The organism is Bacillus sp. FSL K6-2841 (assembly GCF_037976435.1).
GTDB classification, from domain to species: domain Bacteria; phylum Bacillota; class Bacilli; order Bacillales; family Bacillaceae; genus Bacillus; species Bacillus pumilus.
This window is the reverse complement of sequence record NZ_CP150266.1, coordinates 2,640,720-2,658,145: the sequence shown is the minus strand read 5'-3', so window position 1 is coordinate 2,658,145 and position 17,426 is coordinate 2,640,720. Positions and strand designations below refer to the sequence as shown.

The 17,426-nt window shown below is 42.1% G+C and carries 19 protein-coding genes; 12 read left to right on the top strand and 7 right to left on the bottom strand.

The features are described 5' to 3' along the window. The first annotated feature begins 25 nt into the window (after positions 1 to 25). From MHH68_RS13505 to MHH68_RS13475, 7 genes are all read left to right on the top strand, one after another. Entirely contained in the window at positions 26 to 991 is a 966-nt protein-coding gene (locus tag MHH68_RS13505) for a sugar ABC transporter permease (RefSeq protein ID WP_339163538.1), read from the top strand. Between the two features lie 17 nt (positions 992 to 1,008). Then, positions 1,009 to 2,121 carry a glycoside hydrolase family 105 protein gene (locus tag MHH68_RS13500; RefSeq protein ID WP_339163537.1) on the top strand — a complete coding sequence of 371 codons (1,113 nt, stop codon included), beginning with the start codon at positions 1,009 to 1,011 and terminating at the stop codon, positions 2,119 to 2,121. After that, positions 2,118 to 2,642 carry a lipoprotein YteS gene (locus tag MHH68_RS13495; RefSeq protein WP_339163535.1) on the top strand — a complete coding sequence of 175 codons (525 nt, stop codon included), beginning with the start codon at positions 2,118 to 2,120 and terminating at the stop codon, positions 2,640 to 2,642. The genes MHH68_RS13500 and MHH68_RS13495 overlap by 4 nt, the downstream gene beginning before the upstream one ends. Before the next feature lie 17 nt (positions 2,643 to 2,659). Next, the gene (locus MHH68_RS13490) at positions 2,660 to 3,952 is read left to right on the top strand and encodes a Gfo/Idh/MocA family oxidoreductase (RefSeq protein WP_339163532.1); all 1,293 of its coding nucleotides are present in this window, start codon (positions 2,660 to 2,662) and stop codon (positions 3,950 to 3,952) included. A 21-nt stretch (positions 3,953 to 3,973) separates the two neighbouring features. Further along, positions 3,974 to 4,657: a YesL family protein gene (locus MHH68_RS13485; protein WP_169056717.1), complete on the top strand. Its 684-nt coding sequence runs from the start codon at positions 3,974 to 3,976 to the stop codon at positions 4,655 to 4,657. A gap of 54 nt (positions 4,658 to 4,711) precedes the next feature. Continuing rightward, positions 4,712 to 5,023: a rhodanese-like domain-containing protein gene (locus tag MHH68_RS13480; protein ID WP_003217560.1), complete on the top strand. Its 312-nt coding sequence runs from the start codon at positions 4,712 to 4,714 to the stop codon at positions 5,021 to 5,023. Between the two features lie 101 nt (positions 5,024 to 5,124). Further along, positions 5,125 to 5,307, top strand: coding sequence for a sporulation protein Cse60 (locus MHH68_RS13475; RefSeq protein WP_003217582.1), 183 nt, complete (start codon positions 5,125 to 5,127; stop codon positions 5,305 to 5,307). Positions 5,308 to 5,351: 44 nt separating this feature from the next. On the opposite strand, the gene MHH68_RS13470 is transcribed toward MHH68_RS13475, so the two are convergent. From MHH68_RS13470 to MHH68_RS13455, 4 genes are all read right to left on the bottom strand, one after another. Further along, positions 5,352 to 5,876, bottom strand: a complete 525-nt coding sequence (locus tag MHH68_RS13470) for a CbrC family protein (protein WP_058015023.1) — start codon at positions 5,874 to 5,876, stop codon at positions 5,352 to 5,354. Between the two features lie 126 nt (positions 5,877 to 6,002). Beyond that, positions 6,003 to 7,535: a BCCT family transporter gene (locus MHH68_RS13465; RefSeq protein WP_169056719.1), complete on the bottom strand. Its 1,533-nt coding sequence runs from the start codon at positions 7,533 to 7,535 to the stop codon at positions 6,003 to 6,005. Positions 7,536 to 7,679: 144 nt separating this feature from the next. Next, positions 7,680 to 7,874, bottom strand: coding sequence for a hypothetical protein (locus MHH68_RS13460; RefSeq protein ID WP_339163526.1), 195 nt, complete (start codon positions 7,872 to 7,874; stop codon positions 7,680 to 7,682). Next, on the bottom strand, positions 7,871 to 9,142 hold the full coding sequence (locus MHH68_RS13455) for an NAD(P)/FAD-dependent oxidoreductase (RefSeq protein ID WP_180310338.1): 1,272 nt from the start codon (positions 9,140 to 9,142) through the stop codon (positions 7,871 to 7,873). The genes MHH68_RS13460 and MHH68_RS13455 overlap by 4 nt, the downstream gene beginning before the upstream one ends. Positions 9,143 to 9,317: 175 nt before the next feature. Between MHH68_RS13455 and MHH68_RS13450 the strand changes: the two genes are divergently transcribed. Further along, complete coding sequence (locus tag MHH68_RS13450; RefSeq protein WP_041815845.1) at positions 9,318 to 10,940, top strand: polysaccharide biosynthesis protein; 1,623 nt, start codon at positions 9,318 to 9,320, stop codon at positions 10,938 to 10,940. 16 nt (positions 10,941 to 10,956) lie between these two features. Next, the gene (locus MHH68_RS13445) at positions 10,957 to 11,673 is read left to right on the top strand and encodes a pseudouridine synthase (RefSeq protein ID WP_268498395.1); all 717 of its coding nucleotides are present in this window, start codon (positions 10,957 to 10,959) and stop codon (positions 11,671 to 11,673) included. Between the two features lie 69 nt (positions 11,674 to 11,742). Here the strand turns inward: MHH68_RS13445 and MHH68_RS13440 are convergent, their stop codons facing one another. Beyond that, positions 11,743 to 11,964, bottom strand: a complete 222-nt coding sequence (locus tag MHH68_RS13440) for a DeoR family transcriptional regulator (protein WP_008356419.1) — start codon at positions 11,962 to 11,964, stop codon at positions 11,743 to 11,745. 370 nt (positions 11,965 to 12,334) lie between these two features. Then, positions 12,335 to 13,633: an NCS2 family permease gene (locus MHH68_RS13435; protein ID WP_058015028.1), complete on the bottom strand. Its 1,299-nt coding sequence runs from the start codon at positions 13,631 to 13,633 to the stop codon at positions 12,335 to 12,337. Between the two features lie 95 nt (positions 13,634 to 13,728). Between MHH68_RS13435 and pepV the strand changes: the two genes are divergently transcribed. Together pepV and MHH68_RS13425 are read left to right on the top strand one after the other, a co-directional pair. Further along, positions 13,729 to 15,129 (top strand): dipeptidase PepV, encoded by a 1,401-nt coding sequence (gene pepV / locus MHH68_RS13430; RefSeq protein WP_339163519.1) that lies wholly within the window; start codon positions 13,729 to 13,731, stop codon positions 15,127 to 15,129. Between the two features lie 22 nt (positions 15,130 to 15,151). Further along, positions 15,152 to 15,778 carry a Type 1 glutamine amidotransferase-like domain-containing protein gene (locus MHH68_RS13425; RefSeq protein ID WP_339163517.1) on the top strand — a complete coding sequence of 209 codons (627 nt, stop codon included), beginning with the start codon at positions 15,152 to 15,154 and terminating at the stop codon, positions 15,776 to 15,778. Positions 15,779 to 15,826: 48 nt separating this feature from the next. Here MHH68_RS13425 and cysK read toward each other — a convergent pair whose 3' ends face one another. After that, positions 15,827 to 16,759, bottom strand: coding sequence for a cysteine synthase A (gene cysK / locus MHH68_RS13420; protein ID WP_180310342.1), 933 nt, complete (start codon positions 16,757 to 16,759; stop codon positions 15,827 to 15,829). Positions 16,760 to 16,850: 91 nt separating this feature from the next. Here cysK and thpR point away from each other — a divergent pair, with 91 nt between their 5' ends. After that, entirely contained in the window at positions 16,851 to 17,402 is a 552-nt protein-coding gene (gene thpR, locus MHH68_RS13415; RefSeq protein WP_339163514.1) for an RNA 2',3'-cyclic phosphodiesterase, read from the top strand. Positions 17,403 to 17,426 lie beyond the last annotated feature (24 nt).

Below are 17,426 nucleotides of genomic sequence, written 5' to 3'. Positions count from 1 at the left end.
ATCAGCATGAGGGGAGGCTTTATCTATGAAAACAGAGGATGTCACTGCCAAGGGTGTGCCTGCGGCAGCTTTGAAAAAAGAAAGAAGAAAGCGCTTACTTGATCAAATGCTTAGTCAAAAGTTTTTGTATCTCATGATTTTGCCAGGGCTCATTTATTTTCTTGTCTTTAAATATGTGCCGATGTGGGGGCTGATCATTGCCTTTCAAGATTACCAGCCGTTTCTCGGTATTCTCGGCAGTGAGTGGGTTGGCTTCAAACACTTTATTCGTTTGTTTACAGAACCAACATTTTTCATCTTATTAAAAAATACACTGATTTTATTTGCCATGAATGTTGTGATTTTCTTTCCAATTCCGATCTTATTGGCCCTGCTTTTAAACGAGGTCAGATTGGCATTGTTTAAGAAATTTGTGCAGACGATGATATACATTCCTCACTTCATGTCATGGGTGATTGTCGTGTCCTTATCCTTTGTTTTGTTAACAGTAGATGGCGGGTTAATCAATGAATTAATTGCTTTCTTTGGAGGGGAAAAGATTAACTTCCTTCTTAGTCAGGAATGGTTCAGGCCGATGTACATTTTACAAGTGATCTGGCGGGAAGCAGGGTGGTCGACGATCATTTACCTAGCGGCGATTACAGCGGTAGATCCGCAGCTATATGAAGCAGCGAAAATGGATGGAGCCGGCAGACTGAGACAAATGTGGCACATCACGCTTCCTGCCATTAAAAGTGTGATTGTCGTTCTGCTTATTTTGAAAATAGGTGACACATTAGAGCTTGGCTTTGAGCATGTCTATTTATTACTCAATGCAACGAACCGGGAAGTAGCAGAAATCTTTGATACGTATGTTTATACAGCTGGTCTTAAGCAAGGGCAATTCAGCTATAGTACAGCTGTTGGTTTATTTAAAGCAGCGGTTGGACTCATTTTGGTCATGCTGGCGAACCGTTTAGCGAAGAAATTTGGGGAAGAAGGTATTTACTAAAAAGGAGATGAAGAAAAATGACATTATCGACTAAAAAGGGATCACCACTTGAGCATGCAGAGAAATTAGCACAAACAATTATGAAAGCGCATACACCGATTGAGCTGCCTCCAGCTGGAAGATGGCATTATCATCAAGGCGTTTTTCTTTGCGGTGTGATGAAGTTATATGAGTCAACAGGGAACGAGACGTATTTCAATTATGTGAAAAGCTACGCAGATTCGCTCATTGATGAGTATGGAAACCTGCTATTTCGAAGAGATGAGCTTGATGCGATCCAAGCAGGGCTCATTTTATTCCCTCTTTATGAACGAACAGGAGAGAAGCGGTATGTGCTGGCAGCAGAGAAGCTCCGCGGGCTTTATCGCACATTGAATCGCACATCTGAGGGCGGATTTTGGCATAAAGACAATTATGCTTATCAAATGTGGCTGGATGGTCTCTACATGGGAGGACCTTTTGCTTTAAAGTATGCAAAGCTGAAAGGTGAAGAGGAACTGGTGGATATGGTGATCCAGCAAGAGCATCTCATGAGAAAGCATACAAAAGATGAAAAAACAGGTTTGTATTATCACGCGTGGGACGAACGAAAAGTGATGCCATGGGCTGATCAAAAGACAGGCTGTTCTCCCGAGTTTTGGGCAAGATCATTCGGCTGGTATGTCCTTGCATTAGCAGACATGATCGAGGATCTGCCAAAGCAGCATGAGGGGCGAAAGGTGTGGAAGGAAACGCTGACAGACATGCTGGAGAGTGTAGCTAGGTACCAGGATCAAGACACAGGTCTCTGGCATCAAATCATTGATAAAGGGACTCATAGCGACAATTGGCTTGAAAGCTCTGGATCGTGTTTATTCATGTACGCCATGGCAAAAGCCATGAACGAAGGGTATGTCAGCCCCCGCTACACAGATCATGTGGTGAAAGCTTACCAAGGCTTAATTCAGCATAAGACGGTTGTGACAGAAAACGGTGATTTTACCATCAATGATATATGTATCGGAACATCCGCTGGATTTTATGATTACTACGTCGGTAGAGAAAGAAGCACAAATGACTTGCACGGGGCAGGCGCTTTTATTATGGCGTTAACTGAGCTAGAGAAGCTGCCTGTTTTTCAAAAGGCATGAAGAGGCAAAAAAGGGCTGCGGCATGGTTGATCAGCTTCATCGCTGCCTTTTGTTTGTCAGCCTGTCATGGGAAAACAAACGGTATCGATGTTCTGATTTTTTCTGATATGTCAAAGGGGATGAAGGATCAATTAGTCGAGAAGGCTTTTCAAACGGAACAAGAAACGTATAGCGTCCACATCTTTCCGGCGATTCCTGAAAAACTTCTTGTTGAAATTACCGCAAAAGAGGGGGACATCATGCTTGTCCCGGAAGAAATGTTTCGAACGTATGATGATCCTGAAAGCTTTCAATTGCTTGAAGAGATGGGTATAGATGGTCAAGCGGCAGGGCCATATACGACCGAGGATCAAAGGACAGGGAACACGGTCGATTATGCGGTTCAAGTTCATAAAGGCACGAAAAAGCTAAATGGCTATACCTTTCGTTTACATCGAGATATGGTCGCTTTTATTCCCGTGTATGCAGACAAGTCCAAAGAGGCGCTGTCTCTCATGAAACAGCTTCGTGAAAATCGATAGAAATAGGGGTGGGGACTGTGAAACGGGTCGTAATTTGCGGACTCAGTCAGCGTGCGTTCAATATGTTTATTAAACCGCTCACAGAGGATTTCAATGAGCAATACAGGATTACAGGGCTTTTAGATATAGATCATCATCGGTATACACTTTGTCAGGAGCGTTTTCCATCGCTGCGGGGCGTCTCGTTTTTTCATGAAGAGGCATTTGATCAAATGGTGAAGGAAGCAAAGCCAGATATCGTCATTGTGGCAGGCAGGGATGACACACATGTCACCTATATTTTGCAAGCACTTGACCATGACCTCGATGTCATCACTGAAAAGCCGATGGTTACAACAGCAAAAGACGCCAAAAAAGTAATGGAAAAAGAAAAGGAAAGTAAAGGAAAGGTCACAGTCACTTTCAATTATCGCTACAATCCATTTCACCGAAAGATCAAAGAACTCATTTTAGAAGGAAAGATTGGGAGGGTCACATCTGTTGAATTGAGCTGGCTCATTGATACGTATCATGGCGCTAGTTATTTCAAAAGATGGAACCGCACGCGGCAATTCTCTGGCGGACTATCCATTCATAAATCGACGCATCATTTTGATTTGGTCAATTGGTGGATCAATCAAAAGCCGAAGCAAGTATTTGCCTATGGGGCGCTGAATTATTACGGAGATAAAAGTCCTTGGAATCCTTTGCAGGGAGAAGAAAACAGGTATTGCGGAACATGTCATGTGAAGGATACATGTCATTATGAAGCAAGATGGAATCCAAGAGTAGTAAGCTCAAAGGTCGAGGACGATCATATCGAATCGGGTCAGAGTCAAACGCAGCAATACGCCAATTACCGCCCAGACGCCTGTATTTTTGATGAGGAAATTAACATTGAGGATACATATGTGGCATCAGTGGCATATGACCAAGGGGCCCTCTTCAGTTACTCGATTCAATTCTCAGCACCCTACGAAGGATACCGGCTTGCTATTAATGGGACGAAGGGGCGTATTGAAACAAATGAGTTTCATGTGCCATCCAGAATTCCTTTTCAATTCCCAGAACAGACGATTTCTTATTATCCGATGTTTGGGGCAAAAGAGACAATTGAAGTCGTGAAGCAGCCAGGAGGACATGGCGGCGGAGATCCTCTGCTTTTGGCCGATTTATTTATCGGGAAAGATCCTTTAATTCACTATGATATTTCGGCAGGAGCAGAGGCTGGTGCTTATTCAATTGCACTTGGGGAAGGCATGTGGCGGTCTGTTGCAGAGAAGCGTCCAATTGACATAGAAGAGTTGCTTCATAAAGAGACGGTGTCATAAGAAAGAGAGGAGGGGAAAGAGATGGATCATGATGGTTCAATGAGCAGAATGCTGCGAATGTGTGAGTGGGTGATGAGACTCGCCTATACGAATTTGCTATGGCTGCTGTTCACCATGCTGGGGCTTGGGATCTTTGGATTGATGCCTGCGACCACTGCGTTATTTTCGGTGATGAGAAAGTGGATACAAGGGCATGAGCAAGTGAGCGTTTTCCGGACTTTTTGGAAGGTGTACCGTGAGGAGTTTGTACGCTCTAACTTGATTGGAGTGGCGCTACTGATCATAGGAACGATTATATATGTAGACCTTGCGTTTATTTATCCAACGAGCTGGTTTTTGCATGTGCTTCGTTTTGCCATTTATATCTTTGGTTTTCTCTTTGTTGTGAGCTTGTTTTATATTTTTCCGCTGCTGGCTCATTATGATTGGAAAAAACGTCTCTATCTGAAATTCTCTCTTTTGCTCGGTATCTCATATTTGCAATATACACTCTGTATGCTCGTTTTCTCGGCTCTGCTGTTTGTTCTCTTTGCTTATTTGCCGGGAATTGTGCCGTTCTTTAGTGTGAGTATACTCGCCTATGGCCATATGTGGCTGGCCTATCAAGTATTCAAAAAAGTAGAGTTTGAAAGTGAGCAGCAGACTGCCGAAGTGAAGAAACGCCTGCCGTCTTTCCTTCAATCGAAGCGGGTGAATACACAGTGATGCGGTTCATTTGCTATAATGGTGTCACCGTGATTAAAAGGAGAGATGAGCGCCGTGTCAGTAAAAGAAATCTCAATAGAAGAATTAAAACAAAAGCTAGAGCAAGAAGAAGCGATTCAGCTTGTTGATGTGCGTGAGGACGAGGAAGTAGCAGAAGGAATGATTCCAGAAGCGGTCCATATTCGAATGGGAGATATCCCCGAGAAACTGGATGCATTCGATCAAACGCAGGAGTATTATATTATTTGCCGCTCTGGTAAACGTAGTGAAAATGTCTGCTATTTCCTAGAAGACCAAGGCTATCAAGCGACCAATGTCGTTGGTGGAATGCTTGCTTGGACAGGAGAAACAAAACCGAAGCTGTAAACAGAAGTCCTTTCATCTCACAGATGAAAGGCTTTTTTTGTTCATATGCCCGCCCTAATGTGCATAAAAATAGAGTAGCGAGAGAAGGGAGAGTGGCATATGTGCTAAAGGTAGCTGTATTTGATGAAGAGCACGAAAAAGATTTGCAGAGTGAAATCAATCTTTTTTTAAAAGGAATGGATGACGATCAAATCATTGACATCAAGTACAATGTAGCGGTGATCTGTGAGCAAGGAGGAGAACAGCTCTACTGTTTTTCTGCCCTCATTTTATATAAAAAATAGATGGCCACAAAAAAGTACCTGTTTGAAGGGTTCTTTTACTTTGTTTAACTAGCGTCAATATATAAACGATGCTTGTTGCAGTGAACACATTGAAAGAGGTAGCCTTGCAGATCTCCGCCGTTGACGAGCCATTGTTTTAGGTTCTCTTTCGTTAATCCTCCGCCGCTGCAAATGTCTTCAATATCTTCTGTGAGTTCTTCCTCTAAATGTTCTATCTCTTTCCATCCGACATACTGGACGATCGCGCAAAAATCTCCGCAATGGCTTAACCAATATTCCTGCTGCCAGCCGCGATAACCTGGTGTTCTATAGATCAGTTCATCTATATATTCCTCTTGCTCAACGTCGTCACAGCTTGCATCGTCTTGAAACATGCCATCGTATTTCTTAGCGGCTGAACCATCTTTAATGCACCAAGGGCAAATTCCTTTCACATCTTCAACAGAATAAAATGGACCATGATACACATATTCTCTTTCTTTCTCGCAAACAGGACATGTCGTAGGCTCTTTTTTGATTACGTTTAACGAAACTGGATCTGGGTTGTACTTGAATGTAGGCAGCGTCATATAAACCTCCATGTTGTGAATCATTTTATCCTATTATTTTAAAGGACTGTGGAAGAGCATGACAATCTTAAATTGTTTGTATAGAAAAAAGCCGTTCACATGAGGAACGGCTTTTTTCATACACGTTTATGCTTTTTTTACTCTTGGACTTCTTGGTTTATTGACTTTGTTAGCTTGTTTGATTGCTCTTCGTTCAGCATTTAATGATTTGTACAGTGACACAACCATCAATATAATGACAATGGAGAACGGCAAGGCGGCGAGTTTTGCTGTATTTTGCAAGGCTTGAAGGCCGCCTGAAAATAATAGCACTGCCGCAACAGCTGATTGGATAATGCCCCAGCTGATCTTTACACTATTCGCAGGATTTAATGAGCCATAGGTTGTCTGCATTCCCAGAACAAATGTGGCTGAATCTGCTGATGTGATAAAGAATACAGCAATTAAAATAAGTGCCAAAATTGACGTAATCATGGCAAGCGGGTATTGATTTAAAACACCAAACAGCATCGTTTCAGTCGGCATACCAGCTACATCTATAATATTTTTTTGTTGTAAATCCATAGCTGATACTCCGAAGATAGAGAACCATAGGAACACGAGGATTGAAGGAGCCACTAAGACACCAATTAAAAATTCTCGAATGGTTCTTCCGCGCGAAACTCTAGCAATGAAAATACCGACGAATGGAGACCAAGAGATCCACCATGCCCAATAAAAGATCGTCCAACCATTAATCCATTCTCTCTTTTCTGGATCATTTGGTGATAATCTAAAGCTCATTTGTACAATATTCGATAAGTATTGTCCGATCGAATCTGTAAATGAATTTAAAATAAAAACAGTTGGTCCAGCAAAGAGTAAAAAGATCATGAGTATAGCAGCAAATATCATATTAGCATTACTTAAATATTTAATACCTTTACCAATTCCGCTCCAAGCAGAGATCAAGAACAGAACAGTCACGATCGCAATAATAATGAGCTGAGTCAAAAAGTTATTTGGAATGCCGAATAGATAGGTTAATCCACCATTAATTTGTGCGGCACCTAGCCCTAAACTTGTTGCTACGCCAACTACTGTTGCAAACACTGCGATACAATCGATCGTTTTTCCAATCCATCCATGAATTCTGTTTCCGAATACTGGGTATAAGGTGGAACTAATTAATCCAGGCGCATCTTTTCTAAATTTAAAGTATGCGATGCATAATGCGACAATCGCATAAATGGCCCATGCATGAAGTCCCCAGTGGAAAAATGTATAACGAAGGGAATCGCGGAAGGCTTGTGCCGTTTCAGTCTCACCTGTTGGTGATTGAATTGCATAGTGACTGATTGGTTCAGCGGCCCCATAAAAGACAAGACCAATTCCCATACCGGCACTAAATAGCATCGCAAACCAAGAAAAAAGGCCAAATTCAGGCTCTTCACCTGGTTTTCCTAACGTAATTTTTCCGATTGGACTAAAAATAAAGAATAGACAAAAGCCGACAAGTAGTGAAATCACTATCAAATAATACCAGCCAAAGTCGTTTGTAATGTAAGTTTGAATCTGATCTGTGACATTTTGTAATGTATCTGGAGAAAAAGCTCCCCACATAACGGCAACAAATGTGATCGCAATCACAATCCAAAATACACTTGATACGTTTTTCACACCATCTCACTCTCCTGTTGTTCTACACGTTTAAGCAGAGGATTTTGTTTAATATCCCCTATCTCAACTATTTTCAAACAAAAAGAGTCGAGTTTCTCACTCGACCTCTACTTTACCGTAACATGTTTTGCTTCCATTAATCAACTATCGATATTGTGAAGATGATTTTTCTTCAATTCGTTTGCGAAGCCGGTAGACGTATTCTTTTAAACAAACAGCGAAGATGGTAAACGCCAACACAATGGCGATTTTTAACGGGGTAATAGACAGTTTTAAGAAGACAGCGGCTGTCAAACTAATCACAACTGCTAGGATAATCGGAAGTGCACGTCTTATCATGAAAATCTCTCCTTTGCTTCAAGTGCAGCATTCATACCGGCAAGCCTGCCAGTTACAAGTGCTGAGGTGATATTGTATCCGCCTGTATAACCATGAATGTCTAGAATTTCTCCGCAGAAATAAAGACCGGGCATTTTTTTAGATGCCATTTTTTTTGGTTCAATTTCTTTCACAGAAACGCCGCCTCCTGTAACAAACGCTTTGTCCAAAGAGAGGGTCCCGTTCGCATGAACGATAAAATGTTTGCAATCATGGACGAATGCGCGCAGTTTGTCCTTAGCAAGACCAGAAAATGTGTCTTGCGGATCAATACCATTTCTTTCTAACAAAAACAATAAATAGCGTTCTTGCATCCAAGACTTCAGAACATTTTTAATGGCCTTTTTCGGTTCTTCTTTTAAGTCTCGATGTAGCTTTTGGAAAAGCTCCTCATCATTAAGTTTTGGATATAAGTCTATTTGCAGACGGACAGTCGGCTGTTTTTTTAATTCTTTCACCACAAATCCGCTGCATCTAAGAACAGCTGGGCCGGATAAGCCAAAGTGTGTAAAGATCATATCCATGACATGTGTGACGACGGGTTTCCCTTTTTTATTTAAAACACTGACAGCCACACTTCTTAAAGAAAGCCCTTGGAGCACTTTTTCTTTTATAAAACGCTCATCTGATGTGACCGGTACTTCTGTTGGGAAGAGCTCTGTAATCGTATGACCAGCAGCTTCTGCCCATGCGTAGCCGTCACCAGTAGAACCAGTATGAGGCACACTTTTTCCGCCAACAGCAATCACAACGGCATGACTTGAAATTTTTTCATCATTATTTGTAACAATTCCGGCTGCTTGTCCGTCTTGATACAGAACTGTTTTAATCTTCTCATTCGTTCGAATGGTCACATTGAGGTTGCGGAGCCTGTCTAAAAGGGCATCCACAACAGATTGTGCTTTGTTTGAGACAGGGAACATACGTCCATGGTCTTCTTCTTTAAGTTCAATGCCGAGGTTTTCAAAAAACGAAATAATATCCTCGTTATTGAACTCAGAAAATGCACTATATAAAAAACGGCCGTTTCCGGGAATATGCTTGATGATTTCTTCTACTGGAAGGCGATTGGTGACGTTACAGCGTCCACCGCCAGAAATGGCGAGCTTTCTGCCAAGTTTGGTTCCTTTGTCAATTAACAGAACAGTTGCACCGTGCTCTGCTGATGCAATCGCGGCCATCAGTCCAGAAGGTCCACCGCCAATGACAATGACATCATAATGTTTCATGTTACATTCCTCTTTCTGCTTTCAGTCATTCATCTATTATAACGAAAATTTGGTAAGGCTGAAATATGAATTGATTGGTTTTGTGCCTTCTGTATTGGATTTGTTACCTGTGCATCGAAATGATGTGGTAAAATAGTTGAGTTGAATATTCATTAGAAAAATGGTGGTTAAGCGCATGTCTAATAAACTGCTTCGTGGTACGTTGGTTTTAACGATAGGGACTTATCTCTCTCGTATTCTTGGTATGATTTACTTAATTCCATTTAGCGCAATGGTTGGAGCTACTGGTGGAGCGCTATTTCAATATGGATACAATCAGTATACGATCTTTTTAAGTATTGCTACGCTTGGTTTCCCAACAGCGGTATCAAAATTTGTTTCTAAATATAATGCAATTGGCGATTATGAGACAACAAGAAAAATGTTCAGGGCGGGTATGTCGGTCATGCTTGTCACCGGGATTATCGCCTTTTCTATTTTATATTTAACCGCACCGATTTTTGCCAAGATTCAGCTTGGCGGATCGAATGAAACAGGTGGTTTGACTGTCGATCAAGTAGTATATGTAATTCGGATGGTCAGTTTAGGTCTTTTGGTTGTACCTATTATGAGTCTTGTGCGAGGGTACTTCCAAGGGCACTCTATGATGGGACCGACAGCTGTTTCTCAAGTCATTGAGCAGCTTGTCAGAATCATCTTCCTATTAACGGCAACGTTTATTATTTTAAAAGTGCTTGACGGCGGTCTTGTCATTGCTGTCGGTTATGCAACATTTGCAGCACTTATCGGCGCATTTGGCGGGTTATTCACGCTTTATTTATATTGGCTGAAGCGCAAGGATCGGCTCTTATCGATGCAGCCGAATACAGGTGCTTCCTCCGACTTATCTTATAAGCAAATGTTTACAGAGCTGTTTAGCTATGCGGCACCGTATGTGTTTGTTGGACTGGCGATTCCAATTTATTCTTATATTGATACAAATACGATTAACAGAGCCATGATTGCATCAGGACATCAGGATATTAGTACAGCGGTATTGTCTATTGTGACGTTATATTTACCGAAGCTCGTGATGATTCCTGTGTCGCTTGCAACAGCGTTTGGCTTAACCTTGATTCCAACGATTACGGAATCATTTACAGCTCGTAACTACAAGCTGCTCAATAGACAAATTGATCAGACAATGCAGGTCATCTTATTTTTCGTGCTGCCTGCTTCATTTGGTATTTCGGCATTGGCTGGACCGGTTTATTGGTTTTTCTATCCGTCTGTTCATCCTGAGATTGGGATGTCAATTTTGTTCTGGTACGCACCTGTTGCGTTATTGTTTTCTTTATTCACCATTAATGCAGCGATTTTGCAGGGAATTAACAAGCAAAAATTTGCCATTGTCAGTCTGTTGTTAGGGATCATTATTAAAACGGTTCTGAACATTCCGCTAATCAGCTGGCTACAAGGAAATGGTTCTGTGCTTGCGACTGCGTTAGGCTATAGTGCGTCCATCTTGTATATGTTTATCATGATTAAGCGCCATGCAGGCTATTCGTTCCGCAGGATTTTCAAACGATTTATTCTCATTGGTATTTTAACTGCGATTATGGCTGTAGTGGCGTATGTGACATGTCAGCTTGTGAGCCAAGTGATTTCGTATGAAGGTGGAATTGTTAATGCGGGTATCGTCATTTTGATTTCAATGATCACTGGTGGCGGTGTGTATCTGTTCCTATCTTATAAGGTAGGATTACTTGAGCGTGTACTCGGCAGCCGTATGCCGAAATTTTTAAGAAAAAAGAGTTAAGAAGAGGTGGAGTTTCATGAGGCTTGATAAATTGCTTGCTAGCAGCGGCTTTGGTTCAAGAAAAGATGTAAAGAAGCTGGTCAAGGCACGGGCAGTCACCGTGAATGGGGAACTGGCGAAGCAGGTGAAAGATCATGTTGATCCATCGAATGATGAAGTGCTCGTACACGGAGAGCGTGTAGAGTATAAAGAATTCATTTACTTAATGATGAACAAACCAGATGGGGTCATCTCAGCAACAGAAGATCTGCGGGATGAAACGGTCGTCGATTTACTTGAGCCGGAGGATATCGCAAGGGAGCCATTTCCTGTGGGCAGACTGGATAAGGATACAGTCGGTCTTCTCCTCCTCACAAATGATGGACAGCTTGCACATCAATTACTTTCTCCAAAAAAGCATGTGCCAAAAACGTACGAGGTTCATTTGAAATATCCATTAGGAGATCAAGACATCAAGCGTCTTGAAGAGGGTGTTGTGATTTTAGATGATTACCGCACGAAGCCGGCGAAGGTTGAAGTAGATACGAATGAAAGTGAAGATACACGCATCCGTTTAACAATTACTGAAGGAAAGTACCATCAAGTGAAGCTGATGGCGCAAGCAGTGGGAAATGAAGTCATCTTTTTAAAAAGACGCTCGATGGGGGCTGTCTCATTAGATGAAGATCTAGCGCCTGGGGAGTACCGTGAATTGACGGATGAAGAATTAGACAGCTTAATCAATCGACCATAGATGTGGAACAAAAGAAAAGAACCGGCGATAGGCCGGTTCTTTTTGTTATATGGACAGTTCATTATACGCTTAAGATGATATTTTTACTTTTTTTCTTGTTGTTTCCCATTTGCCCCTGCTTGGACTATGAACAAGATCGTTATAGGCAAGCACGTTTAAGTCTCTTTGAATGGTTCTAGGTGTGATCCCGAATTCATCAACCAGCTCTTGTGTCGTCACAAGACCTTTCTCTTGAATGAACATATAGACTGATTTTATTCGAGTCATCATACGGTTTGTTGAAGGTTTCAAAAAACCACTCCCTATCAATAAGATCGGATGGACTTGACTAACCACAACTTACTACACTAAAACTGCGAAATAAGGACATGCAACAATGGTAAATGTTCGTGTTTCTTAATGTTTTATTCTATTATACACGTTATTATGCATCTAGTTCCACCAAAAAGTCAACTTTACGTGTTTTTTAACTTGTCTTCATGAATCGAAATATGGTATATACCATGTTTTGAATTCGGTTACAACCCAATGGGAGTAAGGGATTTAGAGAATGCTGTTACATTCAAACGTCCAAAAATGAAACACAGAAAATTTACAAAATAAAAATTCACTGATTTCAAAAAGACACATCCCTTGTTAGAATGTGCCTTTTTTGTTTCTGTTATCCTTCTAAGAAAAAGAGCTGAATGAAAAATAAAATGGCAAAGATAAGGACAAGAACATGTACTTCTCTCCATTTCCCTTTTGCCAGTTTCACAAGTGGATATGAAATGAATCCAAGTGAAATTCCGGTTGAAATACTAGATGTCAGCGGCATGGAAAGAATCACAAGAAAAGCAGGAAATGCTTCGTCTAGCTCATTCCAGCGAATGCGTGACACGGAGTTCATCATCAAGCACCCGACAATGATGAGAACAGGTGATGTGATGGATGGTAAAGAAGAAATAGCCTGAACGAGCGGGCCGAAAAACAATGCCACAATAAACAGTGCAGCGACCGTTAAAGACGTTAGCCCGGTTCTTCCGCCAGCAGCAACCCCAGATGATGATTCGATATAAGCTGTCGTTGGGCTTGTTCCAAACATAGAACCAATCGTCGTTGCAGCAGAGTCAGCGAGCAGGGCTCTTCGTACCTTTGGCAGCTGGCCTTTTTTCATGAGTCCTGCTTGTTCAGCCACTCCGATCATTGTGCCCGTTGTATCAAAAATCGTTACTAGTAAGAAGGAAAAGACGACCGCATATAAATGATGAGAGAATACATCACCAAAGGCAGCGAATGGATTTGTAATCAGCATACCTTCTGGCAGTGCAGGGATGTCCATCAGCATTTTAGGGAAATGAAGCTGTCCTGTTACAAGGGCAATCAATGTCGTCGCTAACATGCCGATAAACAGAGCGCCATTGATTTGAAGTACCATTAAAATAACAGAGATCATTAAGCCGACAAGCGTTAAAATGACAACAGGCGAGCTTAAGTTGCCAAGCTTCACTAGATTTTCCGGGTCAGCTGCGATAATTCCAGACTGACGGAGGCCGATAAAGGCAATAAAAAGCCCGATTCCGGCTGTAATGCCGTATTTTAAATTATCTGGAATGGCTTGAATCAGTTGTTTTCTAAGGGATGTTAACGATAAAATAATAAAGAGTATACCAGCAACAAATACCGCACTGAATGCTGTTTGATAGCTGATGCCGCCACCACCGACAACTGTAAAGGTGAAATAGACATTCAGCCCCATACCTGGCGCAATCGCAATCGGATAGTTTGCAAATAATGCCATCCAGAGTGTACCGACGACAGCAGCGATAATTGTTGCAGTGAAGACTTGGTCAAAAGGAATGCCTGCTTTTGAAAGAATTCCTGGGTTAACGGCAACAATATAGACCATGGTAAAGAATGTCGTCATACCAGCGATTAATTCTCTCTTTATGTTGGTTTGGTTTTCTTTTAACTGAAACATAAAATCCTCCATTTACGAACATTAATACAAAACAATTAATATAATATTCGTTTTATGGGTGGAATGCAACCTTTTTTCAAGGAGGAATGGAAAAAATGAATTGGGAAGCTGAAGTCATACGAAAAAAAGACGATTTGATTGAGGACACACAATCTTTTTTACAAATTGAAAGTGTCCTTGATGAAGAAGGTGGAAAAGAAGGAAAGCCATTTGGTGAAAAAGTCGATCAGGCCCTTCAGTATATGCTGAAAAAAGGGGAAGACGAAGGCTTCACAGTCAAGAATGTGGATGGCTATGCAGGTCATATTGAATATGGAGAAGGCGAAGACATTGTAGGTGTGCTCTGCCATGTGGACGTTGTGCCTGCTGGTGACGGCTGGACAACCCCGCCATTTTCAGCAGATATAAGAGAAAATAAAATATTTGCACGAGGCGCCATTGATGATAAAGGGCCAACTATGGCGGCTTTCTATGCACTGAAGATGTTAAAAGATACAGGGATGAAGCTGTCAAAAAAGATTCGAATGATCATTGGAACAGATGAAGAAAGTGATTGGCGATGTGTGGACCATTATTTCAAGCATGAGGCGATGCCGCAAATTGGATTTGCGCCAGATGCTGATTTTCCGATTATTCATGCTGAAAAAGGGATCATTGATGCCATTGTGTCATTTACATATCAACATACAGAACAACATCAGCGCTATACACTCAAGCAATTCACATCGGGTATGCGGCTGAATATGGTGCCGGATGAGGCAGCTGCCACTGTGACAGCGGCACAAGAACACGATGCTGAATCATTAAAAACAGCTTTTGAAGCTTATCTTGCCGATAATCAATTATTAGGTGAGGTAAAGAATGCAGCGGATGGACAGCATTTCACATTAAAAGGTGAATCAGTTCATGCCATGGAGCCTGCGCATGGCATCAATGCGGGCATTCATATGGCCAATTTCCTAAGTGGACAAGAATTAGATGAAGATGGGCTTGCGTTTACCTCTCAAATCAATGCTTTATTTGATCAGGATACAAGAGGGAAAAAGCTAGGAATTGCTTGCAAAGATGACATTAGCGGAGATTTAACTTTAAATGTTGGCACAATCCGCTATACACAAGGCGAAGAAGCGAAGCTAGGATTAAACGTCCGCTATCCAGTGACAGCAGACGGCAAGGACGTTAAAAAAGGGATCGAAGGCATCAAAGGGGCTACCCTTCTGAAATTTGACGACAGCCCTCCGCATCACGTCTCAAAAGATCATCCGCTTGTGAAAACATTGCAGCGGGTATATGAGGAACAAACTGGAAATCATGCTCATCTGATTGCGATTGGTGGGGGAACGTATGCGAGATCTTTAGAAGCGGGTGTTGCCTTTGGTCCTCTCTTCCCTGGCAGACCAGATTGTGCACATCAGAAGGATGAATATATCGAAATCGACGATCTACTAAGAGCAACCGCACTATATGCACAAGCCATGTATGAATTGGCAAAATAGGAAAAGAGAAGAGGGATTCACAGTGAAAAAAATGTTCTTATGCTCTTCATTCAAAGACAGCTATTCTCTCTTGTCTGATTTTACGGGTGAATCGTTAAAAGGAAAACGTGTGACATTTTTCCCAACAGCCAGTGCCGTGGAAGAAGTCACACACTATGTGGATGCAGCGAAAGAAGCCTTTCATCAACTCTGTATGCAGCTAGAAATCGTTCAGATAGCTGAGCAGTCTACCGAAGAAATCGCAAAGATGATGAAACAAAATGATGTGGTGTACGTATCAGGAGGCAATACTTTTTATTTGCTGCAGGAATTGAGAAAGCACGGTCTCGATGACGTGCTGAAAGAAGAAATCAATAAAGGTAAGCTGTACATCGGCGAATCCGCAGGGAGTATCATCATGGCGCCAAGCATTGAATATATCTCCTTGATGGATGAGTGGCAGAAGGCACCAGAGCTTTCATCCTATCAAGGCTTCAATGAGGTAAGCCGCTATCCAGTACCGCATGTGCACAATACCTATTTAGGCGATGCTGCGCAGCAAATCCTAAAGAAGTATGAGCAGACGCTCGATTTATGCCCGCTTACTGATGAACAGGCTTTACTCATCACAGGGGAGCAGACTGTGATAAACACTGCTAAATCGTCCTAACCGCAAAACGAAGAAAAAGGAACAGGGATTCATTGCCCTGTTCCTTTTTTAATCTTGAAAAACATCACTTGATAAGTATCGTTCGCCTGTATCTGCTGTCATACAGATCACAATTTGATTTGACGGCAATTGCTTGGCTGTTTCAATTGCAGCATAGCAGGCTGCACCAGATGATGGACCAACTAAAATTCCTTCAAGCCGGGCAAGCTGACGTGTGATTGTGTACGCATCTTCATCGCTTACTTGCACGATCTCATCATAGACATGCTCGTTTAAAATATGGGGAATAAATCCCGGGCTCGTGCCAACGAGTTTATGTTTGCCAGGTTTCCCGCCAGATAAGACTGGAGACCCCTTCGGCTCTGCCACACGTATGGTCAAATGAGGGAATGCTTTCTTTAATTCCTCACCAGTGCCTGTAATGGTTCCGCCAGTTCCTGCTGTTGCGACAAAGGCTCCAAGGGGCTTTCCAAGTTGCTTGACAGCTTCTATGATTTCAACAGCCGTTGTGCCTCTATGTGCATCTGGATTCGCTCTATTATCAAATTGCATCGGGATAAAGCTATGAGGAATTTGAGCTGCCAGTTCCTCTGCTTTACGAATACAGCCTGGCATTTTTTCTTCTCCTGGGGTTAAAATGACCTCCGCCCCGTAAGCCTTCAAAATATTGATTCGTTCCTTTGTCATCGTATCAGGCATCACAAGGATGGCTTGATACCCTCTAGCTGCTGCGTTCATGGCTAAACCAATCCCTGTATTCCCACTCGTCGGTTCAATAATGGTCGCTCCTTTTGTCAGCTTCCCTTGTCTTTCAGCCTCGACGATCATATTGTAAGCAGCGCGGTCCTTCACACTGCCGCTAGGATTGAACGATTCCAGCTTTAAATAAACAGCTGCTGCATTGTCTGGCTGAAGCCTCTGTAATTGAACAAGTGGTGTATCGCCAATTAGCTCAGCTATATTTTGTGCAACCTTCATCATGTGACACCCTTTCTTCTCATTCCGCATTTCTTTAGTTATACTATCATCAATGGGGATTCGTAAAGTTTGTTAAAAAAGGACAGGTGATATTGTGTCAGAAAACCGTCATTATTTTATTGGGATTCATATCCCTGAACAGCTTGCGCATCAAATCAAAAAAGACATTGATCAAAGAAGCGGACTGTCTTTTCAAAAATGGACAGCACCTCATGATTATCATGTGACCTTGATCTTTTTAGGGGCCATTCCAGATGACCGCTTAAAGAAGATCATCGAGCTGCTTGAGATCCTCTCAAAGGAAGCTGCTGCATTTTCAATCGAGCTGAATGAGGTCGGACAGTTTGGCACAAAGGAGCGCCCGAGAGTCTTTTTTGCAAAACCTGTTGAAAGTGAACCGCTCATGCAATTAAGAGAAAAGGTGAAAAAAGCCGTATTGTCAGCAGGACATCCTGTTGAAAAGAGACCGTTTCATCCGCATATGACGATTGCACGCAAATGGAACGCGGATCACTCTTTTGCAGAACAAGCGCCTTTACGCAAAGAGCCATACGTGATAGAGGTTTCTTATATGACTTTATATGAAATACGTCCGAGTGAAACCCCGCGTTATCACGCAATCAAACAATTTGCACTACATAAATGATTCTAAAAGTTGGAGTGAGCAGCA

Coding starts and splice junctions, on each gene's coding strand:
- pepV (WP_339163519.1), top strand. CDS start 13,729: ATGAATTGGGAAGCTGAAGTCATACGAAAAAAAGACGATTTGATTGAG.
- cysK (WP_180310342.1), bottom strand. CDS start 16,759: ATGATGAAGGTTGCACAAAATATAGCTGAGCTAATTGGCGATACACCA.
- MHH68_RS13485 (WP_169056717.1), top strand. CDS start 3,974: ATGGATCATGATGGTTCAATGAGCAGAATGCTGCGAATGTGTGAGTGG.
- MHH68_RS13445 (WP_268498395.1), top strand. CDS start 10,957: ATGAGGCTTGATAAATTGCTTGCTAGCAGCGGCTTTGGTTCAAGAAAA.
- MHH68_RS13460 (WP_339163526.1), bottom strand. CDS start 7,874: ATGATAAGACGTGCACTTCCGATTATCCTAGCAGTTGTGATTAGTTTG.
- MHH68_RS13455 (WP_180310338.1), bottom strand. CDS start 9,142: ATGAAACATTATGATGTCATTGTCATTGGCGGTGGACCTTCTGGACTG.
- MHH68_RS13505 (WP_339163538.1), top strand. CDS start 26: ATGAAAACAGAGGATGTCACTGCCAAGGGTGTGCCTGCGGCAGCTTTG.
- MHH68_RS13470 (WP_058015023.1), bottom strand. CDS start 5,876: ATGACGCTGCCTACATTCAAGTACAACCCAGATCCAGTTTCGTTAAAC.
- MHH68_RS13435 (WP_058015028.1), bottom strand. CDS start 13,633: ATGTTTCAGTTAAAAGAAAACCAAACCAACATAAAGAGAGAATTAATC.
- MHH68_RS13495 (WP_339163535.1), top strand. CDS start 2,118: ATGAAGAGGCAAAAAAGGGCTGCGGCATGGTTGATCAGCTTCATCGCT.
- MHH68_RS13450 (WP_041815845.1), top strand. CDS start 9,318: ATGTCTAATAAACTGCTTCGTGGTACGTTGGTTTTAACGATAGGGACT.
- MHH68_RS13500 (WP_339163537.1), top strand. CDS start 1,009: ATGACATTATCGACTAAAAAGGGATCACCACTTGAGCATGCAGAGAAA.